General features: G+C 60.0%; 20 protein-coding genes. 13 read left to right on the top strand and 7 right to left on the bottom strand.

What is annotated here, in order from left to right; genetic code table 11:
• Positions 1-6 precede the first annotated feature (6 nt).
• Together L4G42_RS07030 and L4G42_RS07035 are read right to left on the bottom strand one after the other, a co-directional pair.
• Positions 7-1,062 (bottom strand): HAD family hydrolase, encoded by a 1,056-nt coding sequence (locus tag L4G42_RS07030; RefSeq protein ID WP_237252886.1) that lies wholly within the window; start codon positions 1,060-1,062, stop codon positions 7-9.
• A 302-nt stretch (positions 1,063-1,364) separates the two neighbouring features.
• Entirely contained in the window at positions 1,365-1,877 is a 513-nt protein-coding gene (locus L4G42_RS07035) for a dihydrofolate reductase (RefSeq protein ID WP_237252885.1), read from the bottom strand.
• A 132-nt stretch (positions 1,878-2,009) separates the two neighbouring features.
• On the opposite strand from L4G42_RS07035, the gene L4G42_RS07040 reads away from it, so the two are divergent.
• The 3 genes from L4G42_RS07040 (at position 2,010) to L4G42_RS07050 (ending at position 5,344) form a co-directional block, all read left to right on the top strand.
• Positions 2,010-3,389, top strand: a complete 1,380-nt coding sequence (locus tag L4G42_RS07040; RefSeq protein WP_237252884.1) for a DUF2868 domain-containing protein — start codon at positions 2,010-2,012, stop codon at positions 3,387-3,389.
• 10 nt (positions 3,390-3,399) lie between these two features.
• A complete protein-coding gene (locus tag L4G42_RS07045; RefSeq protein WP_237252901.1) occupies positions 3,400-4,767 on the top strand; it encodes a GTPase/DUF3482 domain-containing protein in 1,368 nt (455 codons plus the stop codon).
• Between the two features lie 121 nt (positions 4,768-4,888).
• Positions 4,889-5,344 carry a YkgJ family cysteine cluster protein gene (locus L4G42_RS07050; RefSeq protein WP_237252883.1) on the top strand — a complete coding sequence of 152 codons (456 nt, stop codon included), beginning with the start codon at positions 4,889-4,891 and terminating at the stop codon, positions 5,342-5,344.
• 205 nt (positions 5,345-5,549) lie between these two features.
• Here the strand turns inward: L4G42_RS07050 and typA are convergent, their stop codons facing one another.
• Both typA and thiI read right to left on the bottom strand, forming a co-directional pair.
• Positions 5,550-7,370: a translational GTPase TypA gene (gene typA, locus L4G42_RS07055; protein WP_237252882.1), complete on the bottom strand. Its 1,821-nt coding sequence runs from the start codon at positions 7,368-7,370 to the stop codon at positions 5,550-5,552.
• A 140-nt stretch (positions 7,371-7,510) separates the two neighbouring features.
• Positions 7,511-8,965, bottom strand: coding sequence for a tRNA uracil 4-sulfurtransferase ThiI (gene thiI / locus L4G42_RS07060; protein ID WP_237259764.1), 1,455 nt, complete (start codon positions 8,963-8,965; stop codon positions 7,511-7,513).
• A 332-nt stretch (positions 8,966-9,297) separates the two neighbouring features.
• Between thiI and glnA the strand changes: the two genes are divergently transcribed.
• The 8 genes from glnA (at position 9,298) to L4G42_RS07100 (ending at position 17,720) form a co-directional block, all read left to right on the top strand.
• Positions 9,298-10,704, top strand: a complete 1,407-nt coding sequence (gene glnA, locus L4G42_RS07065; protein WP_037018763.1) for a glutamate--ammonia ligase — start codon at positions 9,298-9,300, stop codon at positions 10,702-10,704.
• Positions 10,705-10,965: 261 nt separating this feature from the next.
• Positions 10,966-11,550 (top strand): chorismate mutase, encoded by a 585-nt coding sequence (locus L4G42_RS07070; RefSeq protein WP_237252880.1) that lies wholly within the window; start codon positions 10,966-10,968, stop codon positions 11,548-11,550.
• Between the two features lie 126 nt (positions 11,551-11,676).
• Positions 11,677-12,207 (top strand): DUF4124 domain-containing protein, encoded by a 531-nt coding sequence (locus L4G42_RS07075; protein ID WP_237252879.1) that lies wholly within the window; start codon positions 11,677-11,679, stop codon positions 12,205-12,207.
• Entirely contained in the window at positions 12,191-12,835 is a 645-nt protein-coding gene (locus L4G42_RS07080) for a DUF4124 domain-containing protein (RefSeq protein ID WP_237252878.1), read from the top strand. Before L4G42_RS07075 ends, L4G42_RS07080 begins: the two co-directional genes overlap by 17 nt.
• Positions 12,836-13,138: 303 nt before the next feature.
• Complete coding sequence (glnL, locus tag L4G42_RS07085) at positions 13,139-14,224, top strand: nitrogen regulation protein NR(II) (protein ID WP_074890143.1); 1,086 nt, start codon at positions 13,139-13,141, stop codon at positions 14,222-14,224.
• Complete coding sequence (gene ntrC, locus L4G42_RS07090; RefSeq protein WP_237252877.1) at positions 14,221-15,657, top strand: nitrogen regulation protein NR(I); 1,437 nt, start codon at positions 14,221-14,223, stop codon at positions 15,655-15,657. Before glnL ends, ntrC begins: the two co-directional genes overlap by 4 nt.
• An 84-nt stretch (positions 15,658-15,741) precedes the next feature.
• A complete protein-coding gene (locus L4G42_RS07095) occupies positions 15,742-17,517 on the top strand; it encodes an amidase (RefSeq protein ID WP_237252876.1) in 1,776 nt (591 codons plus the stop codon).
• Positions 17,514-17,720 carry a hypothetical protein gene (locus L4G42_RS07100; protein WP_237252875.1) on the top strand — a complete coding sequence of 69 codons (207 nt, stop codon included), beginning with the start codon at positions 17,514-17,516 and terminating at the stop codon, positions 17,718-17,720. Before L4G42_RS07095 ends, L4G42_RS07100 begins: the two co-directional genes overlap by 4 nt.
• On the opposite strand, the gene mgrA is transcribed toward L4G42_RS07100, so the two are convergent.
• On the bottom strand, positions 17,686-18,723 hold the full coding sequence (gene mgrA, locus L4G42_RS07105) for an L-glyceraldehyde 3-phosphate reductase (protein ID WP_237252874.1): 1,038 nt from the start codon (positions 18,721-18,723) through the stop codon (positions 17,686-17,688). The genes L4G42_RS07100 and mgrA overlap by 35 nt on opposite strands.
• 239 nt (positions 18,724-18,962) lie before the next feature.
• On the opposite strand from mgrA, the gene L4G42_RS07110 reads away from it, so the two are divergent.
• Positions 18,963-19,715 (top strand): SDR family oxidoreductase, encoded by a 753-nt coding sequence (locus L4G42_RS07110; RefSeq protein WP_237252873.1) that lies wholly within the window; start codon positions 18,963-18,965, stop codon positions 19,713-19,715.
• A 111-nt stretch (positions 19,716-19,826) separates the two neighbouring features.
• Here the strand turns inward: L4G42_RS07110 and betT are convergent, their stop codons facing one another.
• Both betT and epsC read right to left on the bottom strand, forming a co-directional pair.
• Positions 19,827-21,782, bottom strand: a complete 1,956-nt coding sequence (betT, locus tag L4G42_RS07115) for a choline transporter BetT (protein ID WP_237252900.1) — start codon at positions 21,780-21,782, stop codon at positions 19,827-19,829.
• Between the two features lie 532 nt (positions 21,783-22,314).
• On the bottom strand, positions 22,315-23,259 hold the full coding sequence (epsC, locus tag L4G42_RS07120; RefSeq protein WP_272904028.1) for a serine O-acetyltransferase EpsC: 945 nt from the start codon (positions 23,257-23,259) through the stop codon (positions 22,315-22,317).
• A 215-nt stretch (positions 23,260-23,474) separates the two neighbouring features.
• Here epsC and L4G42_RS07125 point away from each other — a divergent pair, with 215 nt between their 5' ends.
• Positions 23,475-24,476, top strand: a complete 1,002-nt coding sequence (locus L4G42_RS07125; RefSeq protein ID WP_237252872.1) for a D-cysteine desulfhydrase — start codon at positions 23,475-23,477, stop codon at positions 24,474-24,476.
• The last annotated feature ends 51 nt before the right edge of the window (positions 24,477-24,527 follow it).

Below are 24,527 nucleotides of genomic sequence, written 5' to 3' on the forward strand. Positions count from 1 at the left end.
GACGGCTTACTGAATCTCGTCCGGCTTGACGATTACCCAGTTCTTGTCCGCCGTGACCGGCAAGCCCTCTTTGGCCTGAGCCTCGGCGTTGGTCTTCATCATGCCGTTGAGCTGGGTCATGTACTTGTCCTTGCGATTGACCCACAGATGAACACCACCTTTGCTGACGTCGACGCTGTGGAACAGCATGTAGCCATCGCTGGACGGTGTGTCGCCGCCCACCAGCACCGGTTTTTTCCATTGATCGATGTAGGTCAGGATTGCCGCCTGCTTGCCGGCCATCCAGGTTGCCGGGGTCCACAGGTAAGGGGTCAGCTCAAGACCGAGGTTGGCCTTTTCATTGTATTTGCCGGCGGTGATCTGCTTGCGCGCGGTGGTCAGTTCGCCTGTCTCGCGGTTCTTCAGCAGCGTGGTCACGCCGATGACGTTTTGCGGCTTCACGTTGTAGCCGTACTTGGGATCAGCGGCGACCATGCGAACCAGCTCTTCGGAGGCCGCGGTCATCACATAGACCTCGATGCCGTTTTCCATCAGCTTGTTGTACAGCTCGGCCTGACCGGTGAAGACCTTGGGCGGCTGCACTTCGATGGTCTTGACCACGTCGCCTTCGTAATACGTGCTCGGCACGGGCTTGCCCGATGCCATCAGTTCGTCGACGTAGCCTTTGAGTTCTTTGAGGGTGAAGCCGGAAAACACCTGCGCCACCCACGGGTAGCAGACCATGTCGTCGATTTCGCAAAGGCGGTAGTAGTAGCTGAACAGGCTTTCCTTGTGGTCAGCGGTGTCCTTGAACGGGATGAGCTTTAGGGAAGGATCGAGCGTCTCGCGGGTGATCAGCCCTTTGTTTTCCATGTACGGCAGCAGCGACTCTTCCAGGTCGTAGCGGTAGCTGGTGTTGTCCATGTCAAAAACGGCGAAGTTACCTTTGTTGGCATTTGCCGCAATCATGGCGTTGAGCTGCTTGGCAGCGGGCTCGGGCCAGTGGGTCAGCTCGGTGGCGAACGCCTGTCCGGCAAGGCCCAGACACATCGCAGTGGCCAATAATGCTGGTACGAATTTCATGGTGATCTCCTCCCCTTTTTTGGTTCGAGGAGGACCGTAACAAAAAGCCATGACTGTTTGGATGCGTCAGCGACAGCGTCCGTCCTGATGGCGTCACCTTGATCGCCATTCGCGACAGATGACATTAAAACGACGTTTTTGTGACAAGACTGAGCCTTTTTAAATCTGTGGGAGCCGGCTTGCTGGCGAGCGCGTCGTGTCAGGGGATTAATGGGTGGCAGACACAACGCATTCGCGGGCAAGCGCGCTCCTACAGTTGACCGCACTCCCCTGTAGGAGTGAGCTTGCTTGCGATAGCGATATCAGACTCGCTCCCAAACCTCGAAGCTGTACGCAGGCTTGTCATCCAGTGCCGGGTTCTCTGTATTCGAGACCAGCGTCCACCGGCCCTCGTCATACTCCGGAAACCACGCATCGCCTTCAGGACTCAGCGCCACGCGGGTCAGGTACAGGCGGTCAGCGTGCTCGAGGGCCTGGCCATAAAGCTGGGCGCCGCCGATCAGCATCACTTCGCTGACACCTTGCTCGCGCGCCCACTCCTCAGCGCGATGCACCGCCGCTTCCAGAGAGGTGAAAACCTCCGCGCCCTCAAGCTGCAAATCCTGTTGGCGAGTGACCACCAGATTCAACCGGCCGGGCAGCGGACGGCCGAGCGAATCCCAGGTCTTGCGACCCATGATGATCGGCTTGCCCAGCGTGGTCGCCTTGAAATATTTAAAATCCCCCGGCAGGTGCCAGGGCATGGAATTGTCGACGCCGATGACCCGGTTTTCAGCGAGTGCGGCGATCAAGCTCAGGGGGAGATGTTTTTTCATGGCGCGAGGATATCAGAGCGCCCTCTCCCAGCACATTCACTCGCCACGCGGTCCAAGCACCGATACCCGTTCGCTGCGCGATCGCAGCCACACCGGTTATGCTCACCCACGACTTTACCGACGAGACGCCGCGTGACTGCACTGACTCCCCTTGATGAACTCTGGCTGACCGAAGCCGTGCGCTTGCGTGAAGAACACGCCGGCGCGCTCGAAGACGAAGAAGCCAACCGCCGCGCCCGCGCCGCTGCGGGCGACCTGCAAACCCGGATCAAACACCGCGCCCTGTGGCTCGCCGAACGTGACGGCATGCGCAAGGCCCTGCATCACTGGAAACAAGGTGCGCGTCTGGCGTTGATCCTGCTGGCGGTTTTCGCGGTGGTCAGCGGGGCCGGACTGGCTTTCGCCGCATTGGGCGACGGACAGACGCCCGTCAATGTGTTCTGGGCGCTGGGCAGCCTGCTCGGCCTTAATCTGATTCTGCTGTTGAGTTGGGCCACAGGCGTGCTCTTCGTCGGGGAAAGTACCGCTGGCCTCGGTCGCCTATGGCTGTGGCTGAGCGAGAAACTGGCGCGCGATGCCCAGGCGGCGCAGCTCGCGCCTGCGTTGATATTGCTGCTCCAACGCAAGCGTCTGAACCGCTGGGTGCTGGGCATCTGCGTCAACGGCCTGTGGCTGCTTGCCCTGCTCAGCGCCCTGGTGCTGCTGCTCTTGCTGATGGCGACGCGGCGCTACGGCTTCGTCTGGGAAACCACCATTCTGGGCAGCGACACCTTTGTCAGCCTGACCCGAGGCCTGGGAGCGATCCCCTCGCTGCTGGGTTTCAGCGTGCCCACCGAGTCCATGATACGCGCCAGCGGAGACAACGCGCTCGCCATCGAAAACGCCCGTCAGGCCTGGGCCGGATGGCTGGTCGGCGTGCTGGTGGTGTTCGGAGTTTTGCCGCGCCTGCTGCTGACGATATTTTGTTACCTGCGTTGGCGCGTGGGTCGACAAGGGTTGGCCCTTGATCTGAGTCACCCCGGTTTCGTCGAACTGCGCGAGCGCTTGATGCCCAGCAGTGAACGGCTGGGCATCAACGACGCAGCGCCCCCTCAGCTTCACGCGGTAAACACAGGTCCATCAGCGAGCGAAAGCCAGGGCGCGCTGCTGGTCGCCATCGAGCTGGACAATCAGCAGCCGTGGCCGCCCGAGCTTCCCGACAGCGTGGTGAACGCCGGCATTCTCGACTCCCGGGAGTCACGGCGTAGGCTGCTCGACCAATTGACACGCTATCCGCCTGCGCGCCTTGCCATCGCCTGCGACCCACGTCGCTCGCCGGATCGCGGCAGCCTGGCGTTGATTGCCGAACTCGCGCGGTGTGCTACCGCGACGCGCATCTGGCTGTTGCCTGCCCCCACCGGACAGGCGCTGGACGCCGACCGACTGGAGGATTGGCACACAGCGCTGCAGCAGCTTGAACTGCACTGGACCGACAGTGCGCCAGTGACCTGGCTGGAGAGCGCACATGACTGACAAGGACGCAATGCGCCCGCTGAAACTAGCCGTGGTTGGCCACACCAACGTCGGCAAAACGTCGTTGCTGCGCACGCTCACGCGCGATGTCGGCTTCGGCGAAGTCTCCCATCGTCCCAGCACCACGCGGCATGTCGAAGGCGCGCGGTTGTCGGTGGACGGCGAAGCGTTGCTGGAGCTGTACGACACGCCCGGTCTGGAAGACGCCATCGCCCTGCTCGACTATCTTGAACGGCTGGACCGACCCGGCGAACGGCTCGATGGCCCGGCGCGGCTCGGACGCTTTCTCGAAGGCAGCGAGGCGCGTCAGCGTTTCGAGCAGGAAGCAAAGGTGCTGCGCCAGTTGCTCGCCTCCGACGCAGGCCTTTACGTGATCGACGCGCGGGAGCCGGTGCTTGCCAAGTATCGCGACGAGCTTGCCGTGCTTGCCAGTTGCGGCAAACCGTTGCTGCCCGTGCTCAATTTTGTCAGCAGTGCGCAGCAACGCGAACCAGACTGGCGTGAAGCACTGGCGCGTATTGGCCTGCATGCGCTGGTGCGCTTCGACAGCGTTGCCCCGCCCGAAGATGGCGAACGCCGCCTGTATGAAAGCCTCGCCCTGTTGCTGGAAACTTCACGCGAAAGGCTGGAGCGTCTTATCGCAGACCAGCAGGCCCAGCGTGACGCCCGCAAGCAGAGCGCAGCCAGGCTGATCTCTGAACTGTTGCTGGACTGCGCAGCCTGCCGTCGAAGTGTTGCGACGGATTCCGGTCAGGTGCAGGCCGCCATCGACGGTCTGCGCAAAGCCGTGCGCCAGCGCGAACAGCGTTGCGTCGAGTCGCTGCTCAAGCTCTACGCGTTTCGTCGTGAAGACGCCTCGGCCAGCGATTTGCCGTTGATGGATGGCCGCTGGGGCGATGACCTGTTCAATCCCGAAACCTTGAAATTGCTTGGCGTGCGCGTGGGTGGCGGTATCGCTGCGGGCGCGGCGGCAGGTGCAGGCGTGGACTTGCTGGTCGGCGGCATCACGCTGGGTGCGGCGGCAGTGGTCGGCGCGATTGCCGGCGGCGCTCTGCAAACAGCGCGCAGTTACGGCGGCCGCCTGATGGACAAGTTAAAGGGTCAGCGCGAACTGACTGTCGACGATGCCGTGCTGCGACTGCTGGCGCTGCGCCAACGGCAACTGCTGCAAGCGCTTGAAGTGCGCGGCCATGCCGCGATGGAGAGCATCAAACTGACAGAGCCTCTGGACAAGACCTGGCGCGAAGGCAAGCTGCCGGAGGCGCTGCACAAGGCACGGGCGCATCCGCAATGGTCGTCGCTGAATCCGGGGGCAAAGCTGAACCAGAGCGAGCGGCAGGAGCAAGTCGAGGCATTGGCGAAGACCGTGCTCGTCTGAAATGAGCGACAGAAATGATCTGCCTGGCAGCAGCCGACAGTCGCATCGATTATTTTGCGATAGGGGAATTGCGCGCGGACCGGTATGATCGCGCGCCCGATACACCCGGAAGCACACGCGCATGAAACCCACCTTGATCGCCGCTGCAGAACTCGACCGCATCGAGACCTGGCAGAAATACTCCAGCTATATGTGCGGAGGCTGCGTGTCCAGCTGCTGCACGCTGCCTGTGGAAGTGAAGATCAAGGACCTGATCCGCATCGGCATCGTCGACGAGTTCGAACAGGGCGAAAACCCGAAGAATATCGCCAAGCGGTTGCAGAAGGACGGGATCGTCGAGCGCTTCAATCAGAAGTCCGGGATCTTCACCCTGCAGCGCATGAGCAACAACGATTGCCTGTATCTGGATCGTAAGAGCCGCCTGTGCACGATCTATGAAAAACGCCCCGACACTTGCCGCAACCACCCGAAGATCGGCCCGCGCCCGGGTTACTGCGCGTACAAGCCAAAAGAAGTCGTGCGCGAAAGCACCGGTACGCTGAATTCGAACTCCGGCCGGGTGCCGTTGAAGTTCTAAAGCCTCTGTAGGGTTCGCGTACGCCTTCCCGGCTAAAGCCGGTCCTACTAGTACGCACGGCGTCAGTGGGACCGGCTTTAGCCGGGAAGAGGCCAGTTCGAGCGCCACCGGCAGCAGCGCCCTTTCATCGCCTAAACCCCACACAAACAAAAACGCCCCCGACCTTGCAGTCGGGGGCGTTTTTTTACGGCTGACTAAAAGTTAATCAGTTGCCGCTTTTCTTGGCAGCGCGGGTACGCTCGCTTTCGCCAAGAATTTTCTTACGCAGGCGGATCGACTTCGGCGTCACTTCGCACAGTTCGTCTTCTTGAACGAACTCGAGCGCTTGTTCCAGCGTGAAGCGGATAGGCGGAACCAGAGCGATGGTTTCGTCTTTACCGGAAGCACGCATGTTGTCGAGCTTCTTGCCTTTGGTTGGGTTGACGCCCAGGTCGTTGTCGCGGCTGTTGATGCCGACGATCTGACCTTCGTACACGTCTTCGCCGTGGCCCAGGAACAGTTTGCCGCGAGCTTGCAGGGTTTCCAGCGAGTAAGTCAGAGCCTTACCGGTCGCAACCGAAACCAGCACGCCGTTCTGACGGCCGGACATGTCGCCGGACTTCATCACGTCGTAACGGTCGAAGATCGAGGTCAGGATGCCTGCACCGGAGGTCAGGGTCAGGAACTCGTTACGGAAACCGATCAGGCCACGTGCCGGGATGTTGTACTCAAGGCGAACACGGCCCTTGCCATCCGGAACCATGTTGGTCAGATCGCCCTTACGGATACCGATCTGTTCCATGATTGAGCCCTGCGATTCTTCCGGCAGGTCGATGGTGACGTTTTCGTACGGTTCGTGCTTGACGCCATCAACCATGCGGATGATCACTTCAGGACGACCAACACCCATTTCGAAGCCTTCGCGACGCATGGTTTCGATCAGTACCGAGAGGTGCAGCTCACCACGGCCCGAGACCTTGAACTTGTCGGCGGTGTCGCCTTCTTCAACGCGCAGCGCAACGTTGTACAGCAGCTCTTTGTCCAGACGCTCTTTGATGTTACGGCTGGTGACGAACTTGCCTTCTCGACCGCAGAAAGGCGAATCGTTGACCTGGAAGGTCATGGATACGGTAGGTTCGTCGACGGTCAGCGGCTTCATCGCTTCAACATTCTGTGGGTCGCACAGGGTGTCGGAGATGAACAGCTCTTCGAAGCCGCTGATGCAGACGATGTCGCCGGCAGCAGCTTCTTCTACGTCTACACGGTGCAGACCGTGGTGACCCATCAGCTTCAGGATACGGCCGTTACGGCGCTTGCCGTTGGCGTCGATCGCCACAACCTGGGTGTTCGGCTTGACCTTGCCACGGGCGATACGGCCAACGCCGATGATGCCCAGGAAGCTGTTGTAGTCCAGTGCCGAGATCTGCATCTGGAACGGACCCTCACGGTCGACTTTCGGCGCAGGTACGTTGTCGACGATCGACTGGTACAGCGGGGTCATGTCTTCGGCCATGGCGGTGTGTTCCAGACCGGCAATACCGTTCAGCGCAGAGGCGTAAACGACTTTGAAGTCCAGCTGTTCTTCGGTGGCACCCAAGTTGTCGAACAGGTCGAAGATCTGGTCCAGAACCCAGTCCGGACGCGCGCCCGGACGGTCAACCTTGTTGATGACCACGATTGGACGCAGGCCGGCTTCGAACGCCTTCTTGGTCACGAAACGGGTTTGCGGCATAGGGCCGTCTTGAGCGTCGACCAGCAGCAGAACGGAGTCAACCATCGACATCACGCGCTCTACTTCACCACCGAAGTCGGCGTGGCCCGGGGTGTCAACGATGTTGATGTGGTAGCCATTCCAGTTGATCGCGGTGTTCTTCGCGAGAATGGTGATACCACGCTCTTTTTCCTGGTCGTTGGAGTCCATCACGCGCTCATCGTTGAGCTCGCCGCGTTCCAGGGTGCCGGATTGACGCAAGAGCTTGTCAACAAGGGTAGTTTTACCGTGGTCAACGTGAGCAATGATGGCGATGTTGCGTAGATTTTCGATCACTTGTGTATCTCGATCAGAGGATTCGGTCAGCTGCCTGATTGTAGGCAGCTATGAACGGTAGAGCCGGCGAAAGCCGTTACGGCTGACGACTGGTGTCGGGGGGCCGGTGACGCAAGCCACAGGCAAACAGCCCCGGGCACTTAGCTCGGTCGATAAACGCGCACATTGGCATGCCCCTCACTGAGCAGATGATGAGCATGCAGGCGACTCATGACGCCTTTGTCGCAATAGAGCAGGTACTGGCGCGTGTCATCCAGTTCCTTGAAACGGCTGTTCAATGCAAAGAACGGCAGCGTTTGTACTTCAACGCCAGTCAGAGCCAGCGGGCGGTCTTCAGTGTCATCCGGGTGACGGATGTCGATAACCACTTGCCCGGCCAGCGCCTGACTGACTTCTTCAATCTGAATGTCCTGGCCCAATTCCTCGATCACGCGATCGATCGGTACCAGACGAGCGTTTTCAAGCGCACGCTCGAGCACGGCCATGTCGAACGATTTTTCTTCGTGCTCGACCCGGTTGCGCTTAGCGGCGGTCTTCGGATTCACCGAAATCACACCGCAGTATTCGGGCATGTGCCGGGCAAAATCGCCGGTGCCGATCTGATCGGCCAAGTCGATGATGTCCTGCTTGTGACTGGCGATCAGCGGTCGCAGGACCAGCTTCTCCGTCACACAGTCAATAACCGACAGGTTGGGCAGCGTCTGGCTGGACACCTGAGAAATCGCCTCGCCGGTGACAAGCGCGTCGATTTCCAGCCGGTCGGCAATGTCGCTCGCAGCGCGCAACATCATACGCTTCAATACTACGCCCATATGACTGTTATCGACTTTTCCGAGAATTTCTCCCAGAACTTCCTCGAACGGTACGCTGACGAACAGCACTCGCTGGGAGCTGCCGTACTTCTTCCAGATGAAGTGCGCGACTTCCATCACGCCCAGTTCGTGGGCACGTCCGCCCAGATTGAAGAAGCAGAAATGGCTCATCAGGCCACGGCGCATGATCTGGTAGGCCGCCACGGTGGAGTCAAAACCACCGGACATCAGGATCAGGGTCTGTTCAAGCGAACCCAGCGGATAACCGCCAATGCCGTTGTGCTGGCTGTGAATCACGAACAGGCGCTGGTCCCGGATTTCGATTCTGACTTCGACTTCCGGCGCCTTCAGCGAGATGCTGGCGGCGTTGCATTCACGGCGCAGCTTGCTGCCGACGTATTTTTCGACGTCCATGGAGCTGAAGTCGTGATGACCGGCACGCTTGCAGCGCACCGAGAAAATCTTGCCGGGGATCGCATCGCCGAAGTGCAGTTTGCACTTCTCGTAAATGTCGTCCATGTCGCCCAGCGGATATTGGTCAACCTGCAGAAAGTGCGTGATGCCGGGCATGCAGCTCAGCCGCTCGGTCATCTCGCGCAGGACTTTGGCATCCTCGACCTTCGTTTCGACCTCAAGGTTGTCCCACACACCATCCACCACCAACGCCGGGTCCAGATCGCGGAGCACCGTACGGATGTTCTTGGCCAGCTGTTTGATGAAGCGCTTGCGCACAGGCCGGCTTTTGATAGTGATTTCTGGGAAGACTTTGACGATTAATTTCATGAAAACAGCGCGCTAGGTCCCGGTCGAAAAAGGGGGGCGCGGATTATAGCGGAAATTGCTCAAGGTTTAACCAGTTATCGTATAGCCAATCGTCCGCGCACCAAAACGGCCCTGTATACAATTACTTAGCACCACAACGGTGCGCATGTTTTCGAATTTGCGACGTTTAGTACGCTTAAAGGCAGGTATTCCCTCGGAAAACCCAACACAGGGCATTGGCATGCAAATTGCTCCCTTGTGAGGCAGGTTGCCTTGGTCGAGTATCGCGCCCGGCATCACCCAAATTGAAGGGCCAACCACTACTCAGGCCCTAATCCACCCCGGAGGACAACATGTCGAAGTCGGTTCAACTCATCAAAGATCATGACGTTAAGTGGATTGATCTGCGCTTCACGGACACCAAAGGCACTCAGCACCACGTGACCATGCCGGCCCGCGATGCGCTGGAAGACGACTTCTTCGAAGTCGGCAAAATGTTCGACGGTTCCTCCATCTCGGGCTGGAAAGGCATCGAAGCCTCCGACATGATCCTGCTGCCGGACGACGAAACCGCCGTCCTGGATCCGTTCACCGAAGAGCCTACCCTGATCCTGGTGTGCGACATCATCGAACCTTCGACCATGCAAGGTTACGACCGCGACCCACGCGCCATCGCTCACCGCGCCGAGGAATACCTGAAGTCGACCGGCATCGGTGACACTGTATTCGCCGGCCCTGAGCCAGAATTCTTCATCTTCGACGAAGTGAAGTTCAAGTCCGACATCTCCGGCTCCATGTTCAAGATCTACTCCGAACAAGGTTCATGGATGTCCGACGCGGACATCGAAGGCGGTAACAAGGGCCACCGTCCAGGCATCAAAGGCGGCTACTTCCCGGTTCCACCGTTCGACCACGACCACGAAATCCGCACCGCAATGTGCAACGCTCTGGAAGAAATGGGCCAAGTCGTCGAAGTTCACCACCACGAAGTGGCAACCGCTGGCCAGAACGAAATCGGCGTGAAATTCAACACGCTGGTTAAAAAGGCTGACGAAGTTCAGACCCTGAAATACGTCGTGCACAACGTTGCCGACGCTTACGGCCGCACCGCTACCTTCATGCCCAAGCCTCTGTACGGCGATAACGGTTCGGGTATGCACGTTCACATGTCCATCTCCAAAGATGGCAAGAACACCTTCGCAGGCGAGGGTTATGCCGGCCTGTCCGACACCGCTCTGTACTTCATCGGCGGCATCATCAAGCACGGCAAGGCACTGAACGGCTTCACCAACCCGGCAACCAACTCGTACAAGCGTCTGGTTCCAGGTTTCGAAGCCCCGGTCATGCTGGCCTACTCGGCTCGTAACCGTTCGGCGTCGATCCGTATTCCTTACGTCAACAGCCCTAAAGGCCGTCGTATCGAAGCACGTTTCCCGGACCCGGCAGCCAACCCGTACCTGGCGTTCGCTGCACTGTTGATGGCTGGCCTGGACGGCATCCAGAACAAGATCCACCCTGGCGATGCTGCTGACAAAAACCTGTATGACCTGCCGCCTGAAGAGGCGAAAGAGATTCCACAAGTTTGCGGCAGCCTGAAAGAAGCCCTGGAAGAGCTGGATAAAGGTCGTGCGTTCCTGACCAAAGGCGGCGTATTCAGCGACGACTTCATCGACGCTTACATCGCTTTGAAATCCGAAGAAGAAATCAAAGTGCGCACCTTCGTACACCCACTGGAATACGAGCTGTACTACAGCTGCTGATCCAGTCGCGCCGGCGAAAGCCGCGTGAAAAAGAGGCCTCCTTCGGGAGGCCTTTTTTGTGCCCGCCGTGCGCCACCGCATGCAGATGGGCAACACCTTCCACGTGCAACGCCACGATGGCTTTTCTCCTTGCCTGCTCCTGCGTCATGTACATACATATGTAACGCACTTGAGATGACCTACTGGGGCAATATGGTCAGCACTCCTACTTTTCCGAAAACGTGAATCACATGCCTCGCCGATCGCGAGCCAAGATCACTCATGCGAGAACACACCATCATGCTCAAGCTGATTCAGATGGCCCTCCTTACGCTGGCCATTTTCGCGCCAGGCCTTTATGCAGCGAACGCTCAGCAGCCTCCCGCGCAACTTCAACCGCTTATTGCGGCCATGGAGCAACGGCTGGAAATCGCCAATGACGTGGCGCGTAGCAAATGGCACAGCGGCAAGCCGGTGCAGGACAGTGAGCGCGAGCGTCTGGTGATCCAGAACGCCGAATCGCGGGCGGGCGAATTCAAACTGGCCGCCGACGACGTACACGAATTTATGACCGCCCAGATGGAAGCCAACAAGATGGTGCAATATGCGCGCATTGAGCAGTGGCGTGAAACCGGCCACTCCCCGGAGAAGCCCGAATCCAGTCTCACAGATGGCATCCGGGGTCGGCTGGACACGCTGCTGCCGGTGTTGATGCAACGTTACTCGGCGTTTCAACCTTATCGCAGTGATGCCAAATGCCCAGGCTGGGTGCAGTCGGAAATCCAGCGACAGGCAAGTGATCCCTTCATCGTGACCGCGCTGCAACGGGCGGCAGGCGACCTCTGTCGGACCACGGCAAGCCAGTGAGCAGGCAAGCGGGTCCGCTTCTCGAATGACACTCTTGATCAGTATTCCTCTATGCTGACCCGTGCCGCGCCATGCATTTAGCGCGGCACCATTGTTGGTTGTCCTGATCGCTGCACTGGAGTGTTCATGCGTCAATGTCTCGCCCTTCTGTTGCTGGTGTTTGCACTGCCCGCTGCCGCGCAGATCTACAAATACACCGATGCCTCCGGGAACACGGCCTACAGCAATCAGCCGCCGAACGGCACAAAAGCCGAAACCGTCGAGTTGCCGCCGCTCAATAGCGTCGAGACCGTCGTGCCTGCCGCGCCGCCGCCACTGCCCGCGACGCAGAACCAAACCCAGAACCAGCAAAGCGCCGCTGCCTATCAGGTGCTCGCGCTGAAAGACCTGCCCCAGGACGAAGCGCTCCGCGCCAACAACGGCTCGTTCACCGTTGGCGTCGCCATAGAGCCTCGTTTACAGCCCGGGCATTTGCTGCAGTTGATTGTGGACGGCGCGCCCTACGGCCAGCCCACCAACATTCCGCGGCTGCAGGTCATGGAGCTTGACCGGGGCGAACACAGCCTGTCGGTTCAGGTGCTGGAAAATCAGCGTTCAATCCAGCAAAGCGAGACGGTCAACCTGACAGTGCAGCGGGTCCATGTCGGTCGACCTTAAACGCCGGTGTCGGCTAGCACTTGCCCTGTGCCTGCTGTTCAGCGTGAGCCAGTCCGTCCTCGCCGAGGTGTATACCTACGTCGATGCGGACGGCAATCGGGTCTTCACCGATCAGCCTCACCGCAACGCGAAGAAGGTCGACATTGCGCCGACCAATCGGGTCGCCCAACCCACGAATGTGCCCAGTCGGCCATCCAAAGCAAAGCCGGCGGCCAGCCCCATCTTTCATTATCAGTTGCTGCGCATTCTGGCGCCGGAGCCTGACAGCACGATTCGCGACATTGAGGGCAACCTGAACGTCACCGTCAGCAATGATCCCGAGTTGCAGCCAGGCCACGTGTACCGGTTGCTGCTCGACAGCAAACCCTATGGCGAGCCAACGCGCAGCCCGGTTTTTCCGCTGACAAACATCGACCGCGGCACTCACCAACTGTCCGTGGAGATCATCGATCAATACGGTCGGGTGCTGGAGCGAACCCCTAATCAGCCCTTTCACCTGATACGCATCTCTCTGGCCCAGAAGCGACTCGCACAGCCCTGCAAAACCGATGATTACGGCGTGCGCCCCGAATGCCCCATCAAGGACAAGCCGGAAGAGGAGTCGAGCTTCTTTCCGTTTTTCCGCTAAACCCTGCCTGACCGGCTATGCTCCATTGTGGTGCGCAACCTGAACGAGGTTTCGCCCTAAAAGCCCATTTTGGTTCGGCATTCAGGAATCCATGCACTGTCGCCGGGCCTGCCGTCCAAAAAACGCTCGTAATTCCTCAATCCGCGCTTCTTTTCGGAGCCTTGGTTTGTTTTTTGCATTTTGTAATGAATGCGCGAGTACATCACACGTTTCAGCGGTTTTCATACGCTGGCAAAGACCAATCAGAGCCTGCACTCACGGCCCAGCCCGTGTGCATAGAGCCAAAAGAGGTCACCGGGATTCATGACTATCAGCGATGCGTTGCATCGGTTGTTACTCGACAACCTGACCACTGCCACGATTCTGCTCAACTCGGACCTGCGCCTCGAGTACATGAATCCTGCCGCTGAAATGCTGCTGGCCATCAGCGGTCAGCGCAGCCACGGACAATTCATCAGCGAACTGTTCACCGAATCTGCCGAAGCGCTCAGTTCGCTTCGTCAGGCAGTCGAACAGGCGCATCCGTTTACCAAGCGTGAGGCCATGCTGACCGCACTCACCGGCCAAACGCTGACGGTCGATTACGCCGTGACGCCGATTCTTTCCCAGGCCGAGACCATGCTGCTGCTGGAAGTCCATCCCCGTGACCGCTTGCTGCGGATCACCAAGGAAGAGGCTCAGCTGTCCAAGCAGGAAACCACCAAAATGCTGGTGCGTGGCCTGGCCCATGAAATCAAGAACCCCCTCGGTGGGATTCGCGGCGCCGCGCAGCTGCTGGCACGCGAGCTACCGGAGGAGAGCCTCAAGGACTACACCAACGTCATTATCGAAGAGGCCGATCGCCTGCGTAATCTGGTCGACCGCATGCTGGGCTCGAACAAGCTGCCGATGCTGGCGATGACCAACGTGCATGAAGTGCTCGAGCGCGTGTGCAGCCTGGTCGAAGCCGAAAGTCAGGGATGCATCACCATCGTGCGCGACTACGATCCGAGCATTCCCGATGTGCTGATCGACCGCGAGCAGATGATTCAGGCGGTGCTCAACATCGTGCGCAACGCCATGCAGGCCATCAGCAGCCAGAACGAGCTGCGTCTGGGCCGCATCAGCCTGCGCACTCGCGCCATGCGCCAATTCACCATCGGCCACGTGCGCCATCGTCTGGTCAGCAAGATCGAAATCATCGACAACGGCCCCGGCATTCCGCCGGAGCTGCAAGAAACTATTTTTTATCCCATGGTCAGCGGCCGCCCGGATGGCACCGGGCTGGGCCTTGCCATTACCCAGAACATCATCAGTCAGCACCAGGGGCTGATCGAGTGTGATAGCCATCCTGGCCATACAACATTCTCGATCTTCCTGCCGCTGGAACAAGGAGCAGCGTCGACATGAGCCGTAGTGAAACTGTCTGGATCGTCGATGACGACCGTTCCATCCGCTGGGTACTGGAGAAAGCCCTGCAACAAGAGGGCATGACCACGCAAAGTTTCGACAGCGCCGATGGCGTGATGAGCCGACTGGCCCGCCAGCAGCCGGACGTGATCATTTCCGATATCCGCATGCCCGGCGCCAGCGGCCTGGACTTGCTGGCGCGCATTCGCGAACAGCATCCGCGCCTGCCGGTCATCATCATGACCGCTCACTCGGACCTCGACAGCGCCGTGGCGTCCTATCAGGGCGGTGCGTTCGAGTACTTGCCCAAGCCGTTCGACGTTGACGAAGCCGTTTCGCTGGTCAAACGCGCCAACCAGCACGCTCAGGAACAGCAAGGCCTGGCCGTTCCGCCAGCCCTGACCCGCACGCCGGAAATCATCGGCGAAGCGCCGGCGATGCAGGAGGTGTTTCGCGCCATCGGCCGCTTGAGCCACTCCAACATCACCGTGCTGATCAACGGCGAGTCCGGGACCGGTAAAGAACTGGTTGCCCACGCCCTGCACCGCCACAGCCCGCGCTCGGCGTCGCCGTTTATTGCACTGAACATGGCTGCGATTCCGAAAGACTTGATGGAGTCCGAGCTGTTCGGCCACGAAAAAGGGGCGTTCACCGGCGCGGCGAACCTGCGGCGCGGGCGTTTCGAGCAGGCCGACGGCGGCACCCTGTTTCTCGATGAAATCGGCGACATGCCGGCCGATACCCAGACCCGACTGCTGCGCGTGCTGGCCGACGGCGAGTTCTACAGGGTGGGCGGCCACGTGCCGGTCAAAGTCGACGTGCGCATCATTGCGGCGACTCACCAGAATCTGGAAACGCTGGTCCAGGCCGGCAAGTTCCGGGAAGACTTGTTCCACCGCCTGAACGTGATCCGCATTCACATCCCGCGCATGTCCGACCGCCGTGAAGACATCCCGACATTGGCACGCCACTTCCTCAGCCGCGCGGCGCAGGAGCTGGCCGTTGAACCCAAGCTGTTAAAAGCGGAAACAGAGGAATACCTCAAGCACCTTCCGTGGCCGGGCAACGTCCGCCAGCTGGAAAACACCTGTCGCTGGATCACGGTGATGGCGTCGGGCCGCGAAGTGCATGTGAGCGATCTTCCGCCTGAACTGCTGAGCCTGCCGCAGGACGCTGCTCCGGTGACCAACTGGGAACAAGCGCTGCGCCAATGGGCCGATCAAGCGCTGGCCCGTGGCCAGTCCAGCCTGCTGGACAGCGCCGTGCCAACGTTCGAACGCATCATGATCGAGACCGCGCTCAAGCACACTGCCGGCCGTCGTCGCGACGCCGCGGTGCTGCTGGGCTGGGGCCGCAATACCTTGACCCGCAAGATCAAGGAGCTGGGCATGAAGATCGATGGCGGGGACGACGATGAGGGGGATGAGGCCTGAGTGAACTGTCATTTCTGACAGTTTACGAACCGTTGGATAAGTGATTAGCTCCCTGAATCAAGGAAAGACAGGGAGCTCAACCAAGTGAAAGGACTCTGGCAACAGCTGAGCGATCGGCTGTCATTCAACCGACGCCCACCCCACTCCATCGCCAGACAGACGCGGATCGTCGATTATTCAATCGTTGAAATGGCAGCACTGTTGCGCAGCGGCGAGCTCACCTCTGAGCAGATCACCCTTGCCTACCTTGAGCGAATCGACCAGCTCAACGGCCCGCTTGAAACCTACGATGAAAACGGTGGCTACAACGCCTTCGTCCGGATTGCTCGTGACACCGCGCTTGAGCAGGCCTGGGCCGCTGACCAGTGGATCGCCTCCGCCAACGACCCAAGGGGGCCGGCACCTCTACTGTGTGGAATACCGTTGGGGATCAAAGATTCCATCGCCATAGAAGGGCTGGAGAGTAAAAACGGTACTCACCTGTTTACCGGCAACATTGCCCATAAACATGCCACAGTGGTTCAGAGGCTGGTGGATCAAGGTGCAGTGATCCTTGGCCACACGATCTGCTCGGAACGCTCAGGCAGCACCAACGGCGATTTTGGCTGTAACGCCTGGGACATCACCCGGGTCCCCGGAGGCTCGAGTTCAGGCTCGGCGATAGCCCCGGTATTACGGCTGTGCGCCGCAGCACTGGGAGAAGAAACTGCAGGCTCGATTCTCATTCCCGCCGCTGCAAACGGCACCAGCGCAATCAAGCCCTCATCTGCACGGGTTCCAAACTCCGGAGTCATGCCGCTGACCATGGGATGGGACGTGGTCGGGCCCATGGCGCGATCGGTAGCAGACGCCGCCCTGATTTTTACTGCAATCAGTGGCCCTGACCCCGAAGGTGATGTCCTGTCCCTGGGCGTTCCGTCCCAGTTGCCGCCGATCAGCATTCAGCCTTCTCCAGGAGCGGCCCCGCTGGAAGGAATCACTATCGGCATTCCGCAGACCGACTGGATGTTTGACCCCAGGAATCCAACGGCTACCCCGCCGCCTGCACAGACCTACGACCAAGACTATAGAGAGGCGTTTGAACGCTTCAAAGGCCAACTCAGAGCGTTGGGCGCGCGAGTGATCGAGATTGAAGGACTTGACCTCCTTGACGAACGAAACTGCCCCTATGTACGGGGAAACTATGAGTTTGCGATTATTCAGGAGCCTTACATGGCGGTATCTCCGGTGAAGGTCACGAGCTATTGCCTGCAATATGAAGCGAACTACTGGGGTGCGGTGCTTGAGTTCGCTCAAAACCGTCCTGACGAGGTTCGCGTGGAGCTGGAACGTCTGTTTGACACAACCTATATGCACCCGGTCCCGGAGCAGTTGCCGTACGCAATGCGGCTCCAGGCAGAAGCCCTGCGCCGCGAGCATCTGGCGCTATGGCAAGCAACGCTGGACGCGCAGGACGTCGACTTTCTACTGGTCATGCCCTTGGGATCTCATGTAGGAAAACGACTGAATCAAGAGGTGCCAAACGAAGAGAAAGGCATGCAGGTGAGGCGAAATTTCTATGACTTGCCCAATGGCCTGGGCTTGCCCGTCGTCACCTTTCCCATTGGGTATGGGCGTTCAGGCGTAGACACGGACCTGCCCATCAACGCTGCATTCTGGGGGCCTCGTTTCAGCGAAGCCCTGATCATTCAGGCGGCTATCGACTTCCAGCACCACCACCCCGAATATCACAACGCCGCACCCGCCGAGGTGGCTCCACGACCGGCCGTGAAGGCGCCAGCGCAGAGCCGTGTCTGGCCCGTCACACCGAGGGATTCCAACGACCCAAGGATCATCGAACAAGCAGGGAGACGGTCATGAAGACACGTCTCGATGCTTTCTTTGTCGTCGGGTGGCGCCCTTTGTTGAGCGCTCACATGCTGCCTTGCGCCGATCAGGGATCAGCCAACATCCACTTCTGGGTACCTTATAAGCTGTTACGCAGCATCGTGGTGTATCCGGCAACGGTTGATACCTCTGCCAGCGGCGTCATTGCGCCGAAGAAGGCTTTTCCCACAAGTTGATCCCGCCTTCCACCGCGAACCGATCGATCTCAGCGAGCTCTTCCTGGCTGAACTCAAGGTTGTCCAGGGCGCCGACGTTCTCGATGATCTGCTCCGGACGGCTTGCACCGATCAGCGCAGAGGTGACGCGTGGATCGCGCAACGTCCAGGCCAGTGCCATCTGCGCCAGACTCTGGCCGCGACGCTTGGCAATCTCGTTCAGCGCACGCACGTGCTCGATGTTCTGCTCCGACAAATGCCCCGCCTGCAGCGAGCCGCCGCCGGGACGGTTGACCCGCGCGTCCTTCGGAATACCGTTCAGGTATTTGTCCGAGAGCAGCCCCTGGGCCAGTGCGGTGAACGCGATGACGCCCGAGCCGAGTTCTTCGGTGGTGTCCAGCAGGTCTTTTTCCACCCAGCGATTGAGCAGGTTATACGCCGGCTGATGAATCAGCAGCGGCACTTTCCACTCTTTCAGCAGGCCTGCGATTTCCCGGGTTTTGGCGCCCGAATACGACGAAATCCCGATATACAGCGCTTTGCCCTGCTGTACAGCGGTGGCCAGCGCGCTCGCGGTTTCTTCCAGCGGGGTGTCCGGGTCGAAGCGGTGGGAATAGAAGATATCGACGTAGTCCAGACCCATGCGCTGCAGGCTCTGGTCGAGGCTGGCGAGCACGTACTTGCGCGATCCGCCGCCCTGTCCGTAAGGCCCCGGCCACATGTCCCAGCCGGCTTTGCTGGAAATGATCAGCTCGTCGCGGTACTGCTTGAAGTCTTCTTTGAGCAGGCGGCCGAAGTTGATCTCGGCACTGCCGTAGGGCGGGCCATAGTTGTTGGCGAGGTCGAAGTGGTTAATGCCCAGATCGAAGGCCGTGCGCAGCATGGCGCGCTGGGTGTCGATCGGCGTGCTGTCGCCGAAGTTGTGCCACAGCCCCATGGAGAGCGCGGGCAACACCAGGCCGCTGCGGCCTACGCGACGATAGGGAATGCGTTCATAACGGTTTTCGGCAGCGATGTAAGTCATCCAGTCCTCTCTTTCTTGTATGGAAGTCAGGTCACAAAACGAACCTGCGAGATTACTCGGATTTCTCTGCGGTGAGGGGGTTCCAACGAGTGGACGGATGCCACCCCTCAGCGCCGATAGCCAGCAATGGGCATCCCATTGTTCGCTTCAACCGAACAACGAAGGCATTTCTGGGGCATTTATCAGCGCGCTAAGGCGTGTGAAGCTGCATCCACTTTCAAATGAATTGGAGACTCACCATGACGCAGTCAACGCCAGACACCCCTCGCCTTGTCGCCATCGTCACCGGCGCCTCCCGTGGTATCGGTGCGCAGATCGCCCGGCGCCTGAGCCGCGACGGGTTTGCGGTGGTGGTGAACTACGCCAGCAGCGCGGCAGAGGCCGACGCCCTGGTTGCGCAGCTCAATGCCGAGGGGGGTCAGGCCATCGCGATCGAGGCTGACGTTGCCAATGCTGACGAAGTACGCCAGTTGTTCGAGCAAACGGAAACGCAGTTGGGCAAGGTCAATGTGCTGGTCAATAACGCGGGCGTCATGAAGGCGTTGCCGTTGGCAGACACCAGCGATGAGCAGTTCGATCAGGCGTTCAATATCAATACCCGCGGCACCTTCAACACGTTGCGCGAAGCCGGCGCGCGGATGGACGACGGCGGCCGCATCATCAACTTCTCCACCACTGCGCTGGCGCTGAACCTGCCGGGCTACGCGATCTATAACGCGACCAAGGCGGCCGTAGAGGCCTTCACCCATGTGTTTGCCAAGGAGCTGCGCGGGCGGAATATCACCGTGAATGCGGTTGCGCCGGGGCCGGTGGCGACCGAACTGTTCCTGCAAGGCAAGAGCGAGGAGCAAATCCAGCACTTCGCCAACATGCCGCCGTTGCAACGCCTGGGGCAGCCGGAAGATATCGCCAGCGTCGTGTCCTTCCTTGCCGGCCCGGATTCAGGCTGGGTGAATGGGCAGGTACTGCGGGCGAATGGTGGCTTGGCGTAAAAAACCAAGCTGCAGAAACGCGCGTGCCCGCGAAGATGTCGTCTCAGTCTCCGGTTAGGTGACTGACACGACACCGTCGCGGGCACGCGTTTTCCTGCAAAACAAGCAGCCTCAACGCACCAGGTGCAGGAACTGCATGTGGCGTTCGTACTGGTCGAGGATGTCGTTGATGACCTGCTCCTTGGTGTAGCCCACCAAGTCGTAGTCCTGACTGCCTTCGCTCAGGTGCACTTCGGCGCGGTAGTAGCGGCGGTTGTTCAGCTGTTTGGAGCCCATGCCGCCGCGTGCGAAAGACGGCGTGAAGTAGCCACGCATGGTCACCTGGTACACGAACGGACGCTCTTCACCGTGGCCGATTTCCAGGCCCACGGTGTCATTGGCCGGATCCGGCTGAGTCACGACGGTCAGGCCCTTCTCGACGAACACTGCCGTCACTTCTTCAATCGCCGGACGCACGGTCTGATCGAGGAAGCGGTAAACCTCATCACGCGACGGGAATGCCACAGCCTGGGTCAGACGCTGACGCCAGCCGCCGCGCCGGGCTCCGGAAACCGGTGCCAGCGAATAGAGCTGCGCGATTTTGCGCTGGGATTCCATGTAGAAGGCCTTGTGCAACCCCCACATCATCAGCAGCAGAATCAGCGAGAACGGCAACGAGGTCAGCACCACAGCAGACTTCAGTGCATCGATGCTGCCCGAGAACAGCAGGCCGCTGGTGATCAGCGCGGTCATCACCCCCCAGAACACGCGCAGCCATTTCGGGCCGTCTTCGTCCGGGCTGCCGCCTTTGGCGGACAGCGTCGACAGCACCACGGTGCCGGAGTCGGCCGAGGTCACGAAGAACACGAAGCTGATGAACACCGTCACGGCAATGACCGTCCGGCTCCAAGGGTACGTCTGCAGCATCAGGTACAGGGTCATCGACGGATCTTCGATGGCCGATTGGCCCAACGCCGCCATCCCGTGGTTCAGCACCAGATCAATGGCGCTGTTACCGAAGATCGACATCCAGGCCAGGGTGAAACCCAGCGGGATCAGCAGCACGCCACAGACGAATTCGCGAATGGTGCGACCGCGTGAAATACGCGCAATGAAGAGGCCTACAAACGGCGACCAGGCAATCCACCACGCCCAATAGAACACCGTCCAGCCGCCCAGCCAGTCGCTCGGCCCGTCGTACGCATACACGTCGAAGCTCTTGACCGGCAATGCGCCGAGGTAATCGCCGATGTTCTGCACCAGCGTATTGAGCAGGTGCTGCGTGGGTCCGGCAAACAACACGAACAGCAGCAGCGCGCAGGCCAACAGCATGTTGATGTCGGACATGACGCGCACGCCCTTGTCGACGCCCGCGATGGCTACGAGGATCGCCGCGCCCATCATCAGGGTGATCAGGCCGACCTGAATCCATTGGGTGTGCGGCACGTTGAACAGGTAGTCCAGCCCAGAATTCAGGTGCAGTACGCCAAAGCCCATGTCGGCACCGAGGCCGAAGATGGTGGCGATAATGCCGAAGCCGTCGACCGCATAGCCGATCGGGCCGTTGATGCGCTTGCCGATCAACGGATACAGCGCTGAGCGCAATGCCAGCGGCAGGTTATGGCGATACGCGAAGTAGGCCAGTGCCATGCCGACGAACGCGAACACGCCCCAACCGTGCAGGCCCCAATGCAGAAACAGCAGCTGCATGGCCTGACGCGCCGATTGTGTGGTCCCGCCTTCGCCCTGCGGCGGCTGCAGCATGTGGGTCAACGGCTCGGACACACAGAAGAAGAACAGCGTGATGCTGATTCCGGCGGCGAACAGCATGCCGGCCCAGGACAGGTAGCTGAACTCGGGTTCGTCGTGGTCAGCGCCAAGCTTGATCTTGCCGTAACCTGAAATCGCGGTGACAACCACGAACAGCAGATACAGGGTCATCGCCAGCATGTAGTACCAGCCAACGGTGTTGGCGGCCCAGTTCTGCGCGGCGAGCAACCAGGCACCCGAGGCTTCCGGGAAACCGATCACGACCAGTCCGAAGATCAGGATGAAGCTGGCGGCAAAGTAGAAAACAGGGCCGTTCATGCGAACAGGCGTGCTGTTCGGAGTGCTCGAATTATTCATATGAATACCGCCGCGCGGGCGAGGGGATCGATCATGCAACGTGTATGCGGCAAAGGTAGGCCTCCTGAGATCAGCGGGCAGCGAACCACCGGTTTAACTTGATTGAACGTTCAATTAAAACACGAAAAAGCGGCCGGAGACTAATGCACAGGGCGTGACGCTCTCTCAGGCGAGGGTAGGACGGACGGCGAAAGCCTTTCGTTCCGTGGGTTTGGGAGGGTTTTCAAAGCACTGAACAAATCGTGGGAGGCTTAGCGATATGGCGACTGACGCCTTCCTGGCTAAAGCCGGTCCTACACGATGTACGCGGTCGATTAGTAGGACCGGCTTCAGCCGGGAAGAGGCCAGTGTGGGCACCCGAAGATTTGCGATATGGCGACTGACGCCTTCCCGGCAAGAGCCGGTCCTACAAGATGCATGCGGTCAATTAGTGGGACCGGCTTCAGCCGGGAAAAGGCCAGTGTGCGCGTCCCTGGATTTGGGATATGAAGGGCTACTTCGGACAGCCATCCTCGTGCTGCAGACTCGCCTGATTGACGTTGCTGCCCGCCGGCACGCCGCGCGTGAGCCACACGTTGCCGCCGATGGTCGAGCCCTTGCCGATGGTGATGCGCCCCAGAATCGTCGCGCCGGCATAGATCACCACGTCGTCTTCGACGATCGGGTGACGCTCATGGCCCTTGAGCAATTGACCGTCTTCATCGGAGGGGAAGCGTTTGGCGCCCAGCGTAACGGCCTGATAAATGCGCACGCGCTCGCCGATGATTGCAGTCTCGCCAATCACCACGCCTGTCCCGTGATCGATGAAGAAGCTCGGGCCGATCTGCGCGCCGGGATGGATGTCGATGCCGGTGGCAGAATGGGCAAGTTCGGCGCTGATGCGCGCCAGCAAGGGCAAACCGTTGTGATAAAGGTGATGGGCCAGACGATGGTGAATCACCGCCAGAATGCCCGGGTAGCACAGCAACACCTCATCGACACTGCGCGCGGCGGGGTCACCGTGATACGCCGCCAGCACGTCAGTGTCGAGAATGCGGCGAATCGTCGGCAGTGCGCTGCCGAAATCCTGAATCAACCGTTCCGCATGCACATCCGCGCAGCTGGCATCCTGGCCTTTCTGCCGGGCGGCGTAGCGCAGTTCGAGCCGCGCCTGATCGAGCAACGAGTTCAGCGCCACGTCGAGGGTGTAGCCGACGTAGAAGTCCTCGCTCTCTTCGCGCAGGTCCACCGGCCCCAGCCGCATCGGAAACAGCGCGCCGCACAGCGCATCAAGAATGTCGCGCATGGCCTCGCGGGACGGCAGCTCGCGGCCACCCTTCTCGCCGCTGATCCGGCCGTTGCTGGTACGCCAGTCATCACGCGCGGCGCGCAATTCGCCCACAATCCGCTGCAGTTGCCAGTGGCCGGTCACGCCCTCGGCGCAGGATTCCGGGGACAGGTCGGGAATAGTGCTCACGCAGATTTCTCCTCAATTCAACGGCGAGTCAGGCTGTGAAGGCCGAAGTGGAATCACTCTACGACATCCATTCGCGGCAAAAAAATAACTATTTTCGGAGGGCTTCTGCGCAGGGGATGGAGGACGGCGGGCTGTTGCCCTGTGGGAAACGTCTGCCTATAGTCCTGCGACTCAACTGCAGACCTGTCGACGCCACCATGATCAAGCAACAGCTCGCCCGTTTTAATCGTTTGGAATTGCTCGGCGGTCCGACGCCTTTTGAAAAGCTGGAACGCCTCTCGACCTGGGCCGGCCGCGACATTTACGTGAAACGCGACGACATCACGCCGCTGGCCATGGGCGGCAACAAGCTGCGCAAGCTGGAATACCTCGCGGCCGATGCCCTGGCTCAAGGGTGCGACACGTTGATCACTGCGGGCGCCATTCAATCCAACCACGTGCGCCAGACCGCCGCCCTCGCCGCACGCCTTGGCCTGGGCTGTGTTGCACTGCTGGAAAACCCGATTGCGACTGACGACAGCAATTACCTGGGCAACGGCAATCGCCTGCTGCTGGACTTGTTCGATGCCAAGGTCGAGCTGGTCGAGAACCTCGACAATGCCGACGACCAGTTGCACGCCCTGGCCAGCCGGCTGCGTCTCAGTGGCAAGAAGCCCTACCTGGTGCCGATCGGCGGCTCGAATGCCCTTGGGGCACTGGGTTACGTGCAGGCCGGCTTTGAACTGGCCGAGCAAATCAAGCAAAGCGGGCTGTCATTCGCAGCCGTCGTGCTCGCGTCGGGCAGTGCCGGCACTCACAGCGGCCTGGCGTTAGCCTTGGCGGAAGAACTGCCCGAGCTGCCGGTGATTGGCGTAACCGTGTCGCGCCCGGAAGAAACCCAGGCGCCCAAGGTTCAGCGCCTGGCCGAGCAAACCGTCGAACTGCTGGGCGAATCCTTACCCGCCGCGTTCAAGGTGCAGCTGTGGGATGAATACTTTGGCCCACGGTACGGCGAGCCGAATGCCGGCACGTTGGCGGCGATCCGGCTGGTGGCCAGTCATGAAGGGCTGTTGCTGGATCCGGTGTACACCGGCAAAGCCATGGCCGGACTGCTCGACGGCATTGGCCGGCAGCGCTTCGAAGACGGCCCGATCGTCTTTCTCCACACCGGCGGCGCGCCTGCCTTGTTTGCGTATCAGGGCGTCTTCTCAGCGGGATAGAGCCTTCGTCACGCTCCCGCGCAAAGGGTCGCGGGGGCGCCATATTCTAAA

This window comes from Pseudomonas petrae (assembly GCF_021728295.1).
Lineage (GTDB): Bacteria > Pseudomonadota > Gammaproteobacteria > Pseudomonadales > Pseudomonadaceae > Aquipseudomonas > Aquipseudomonas petrae.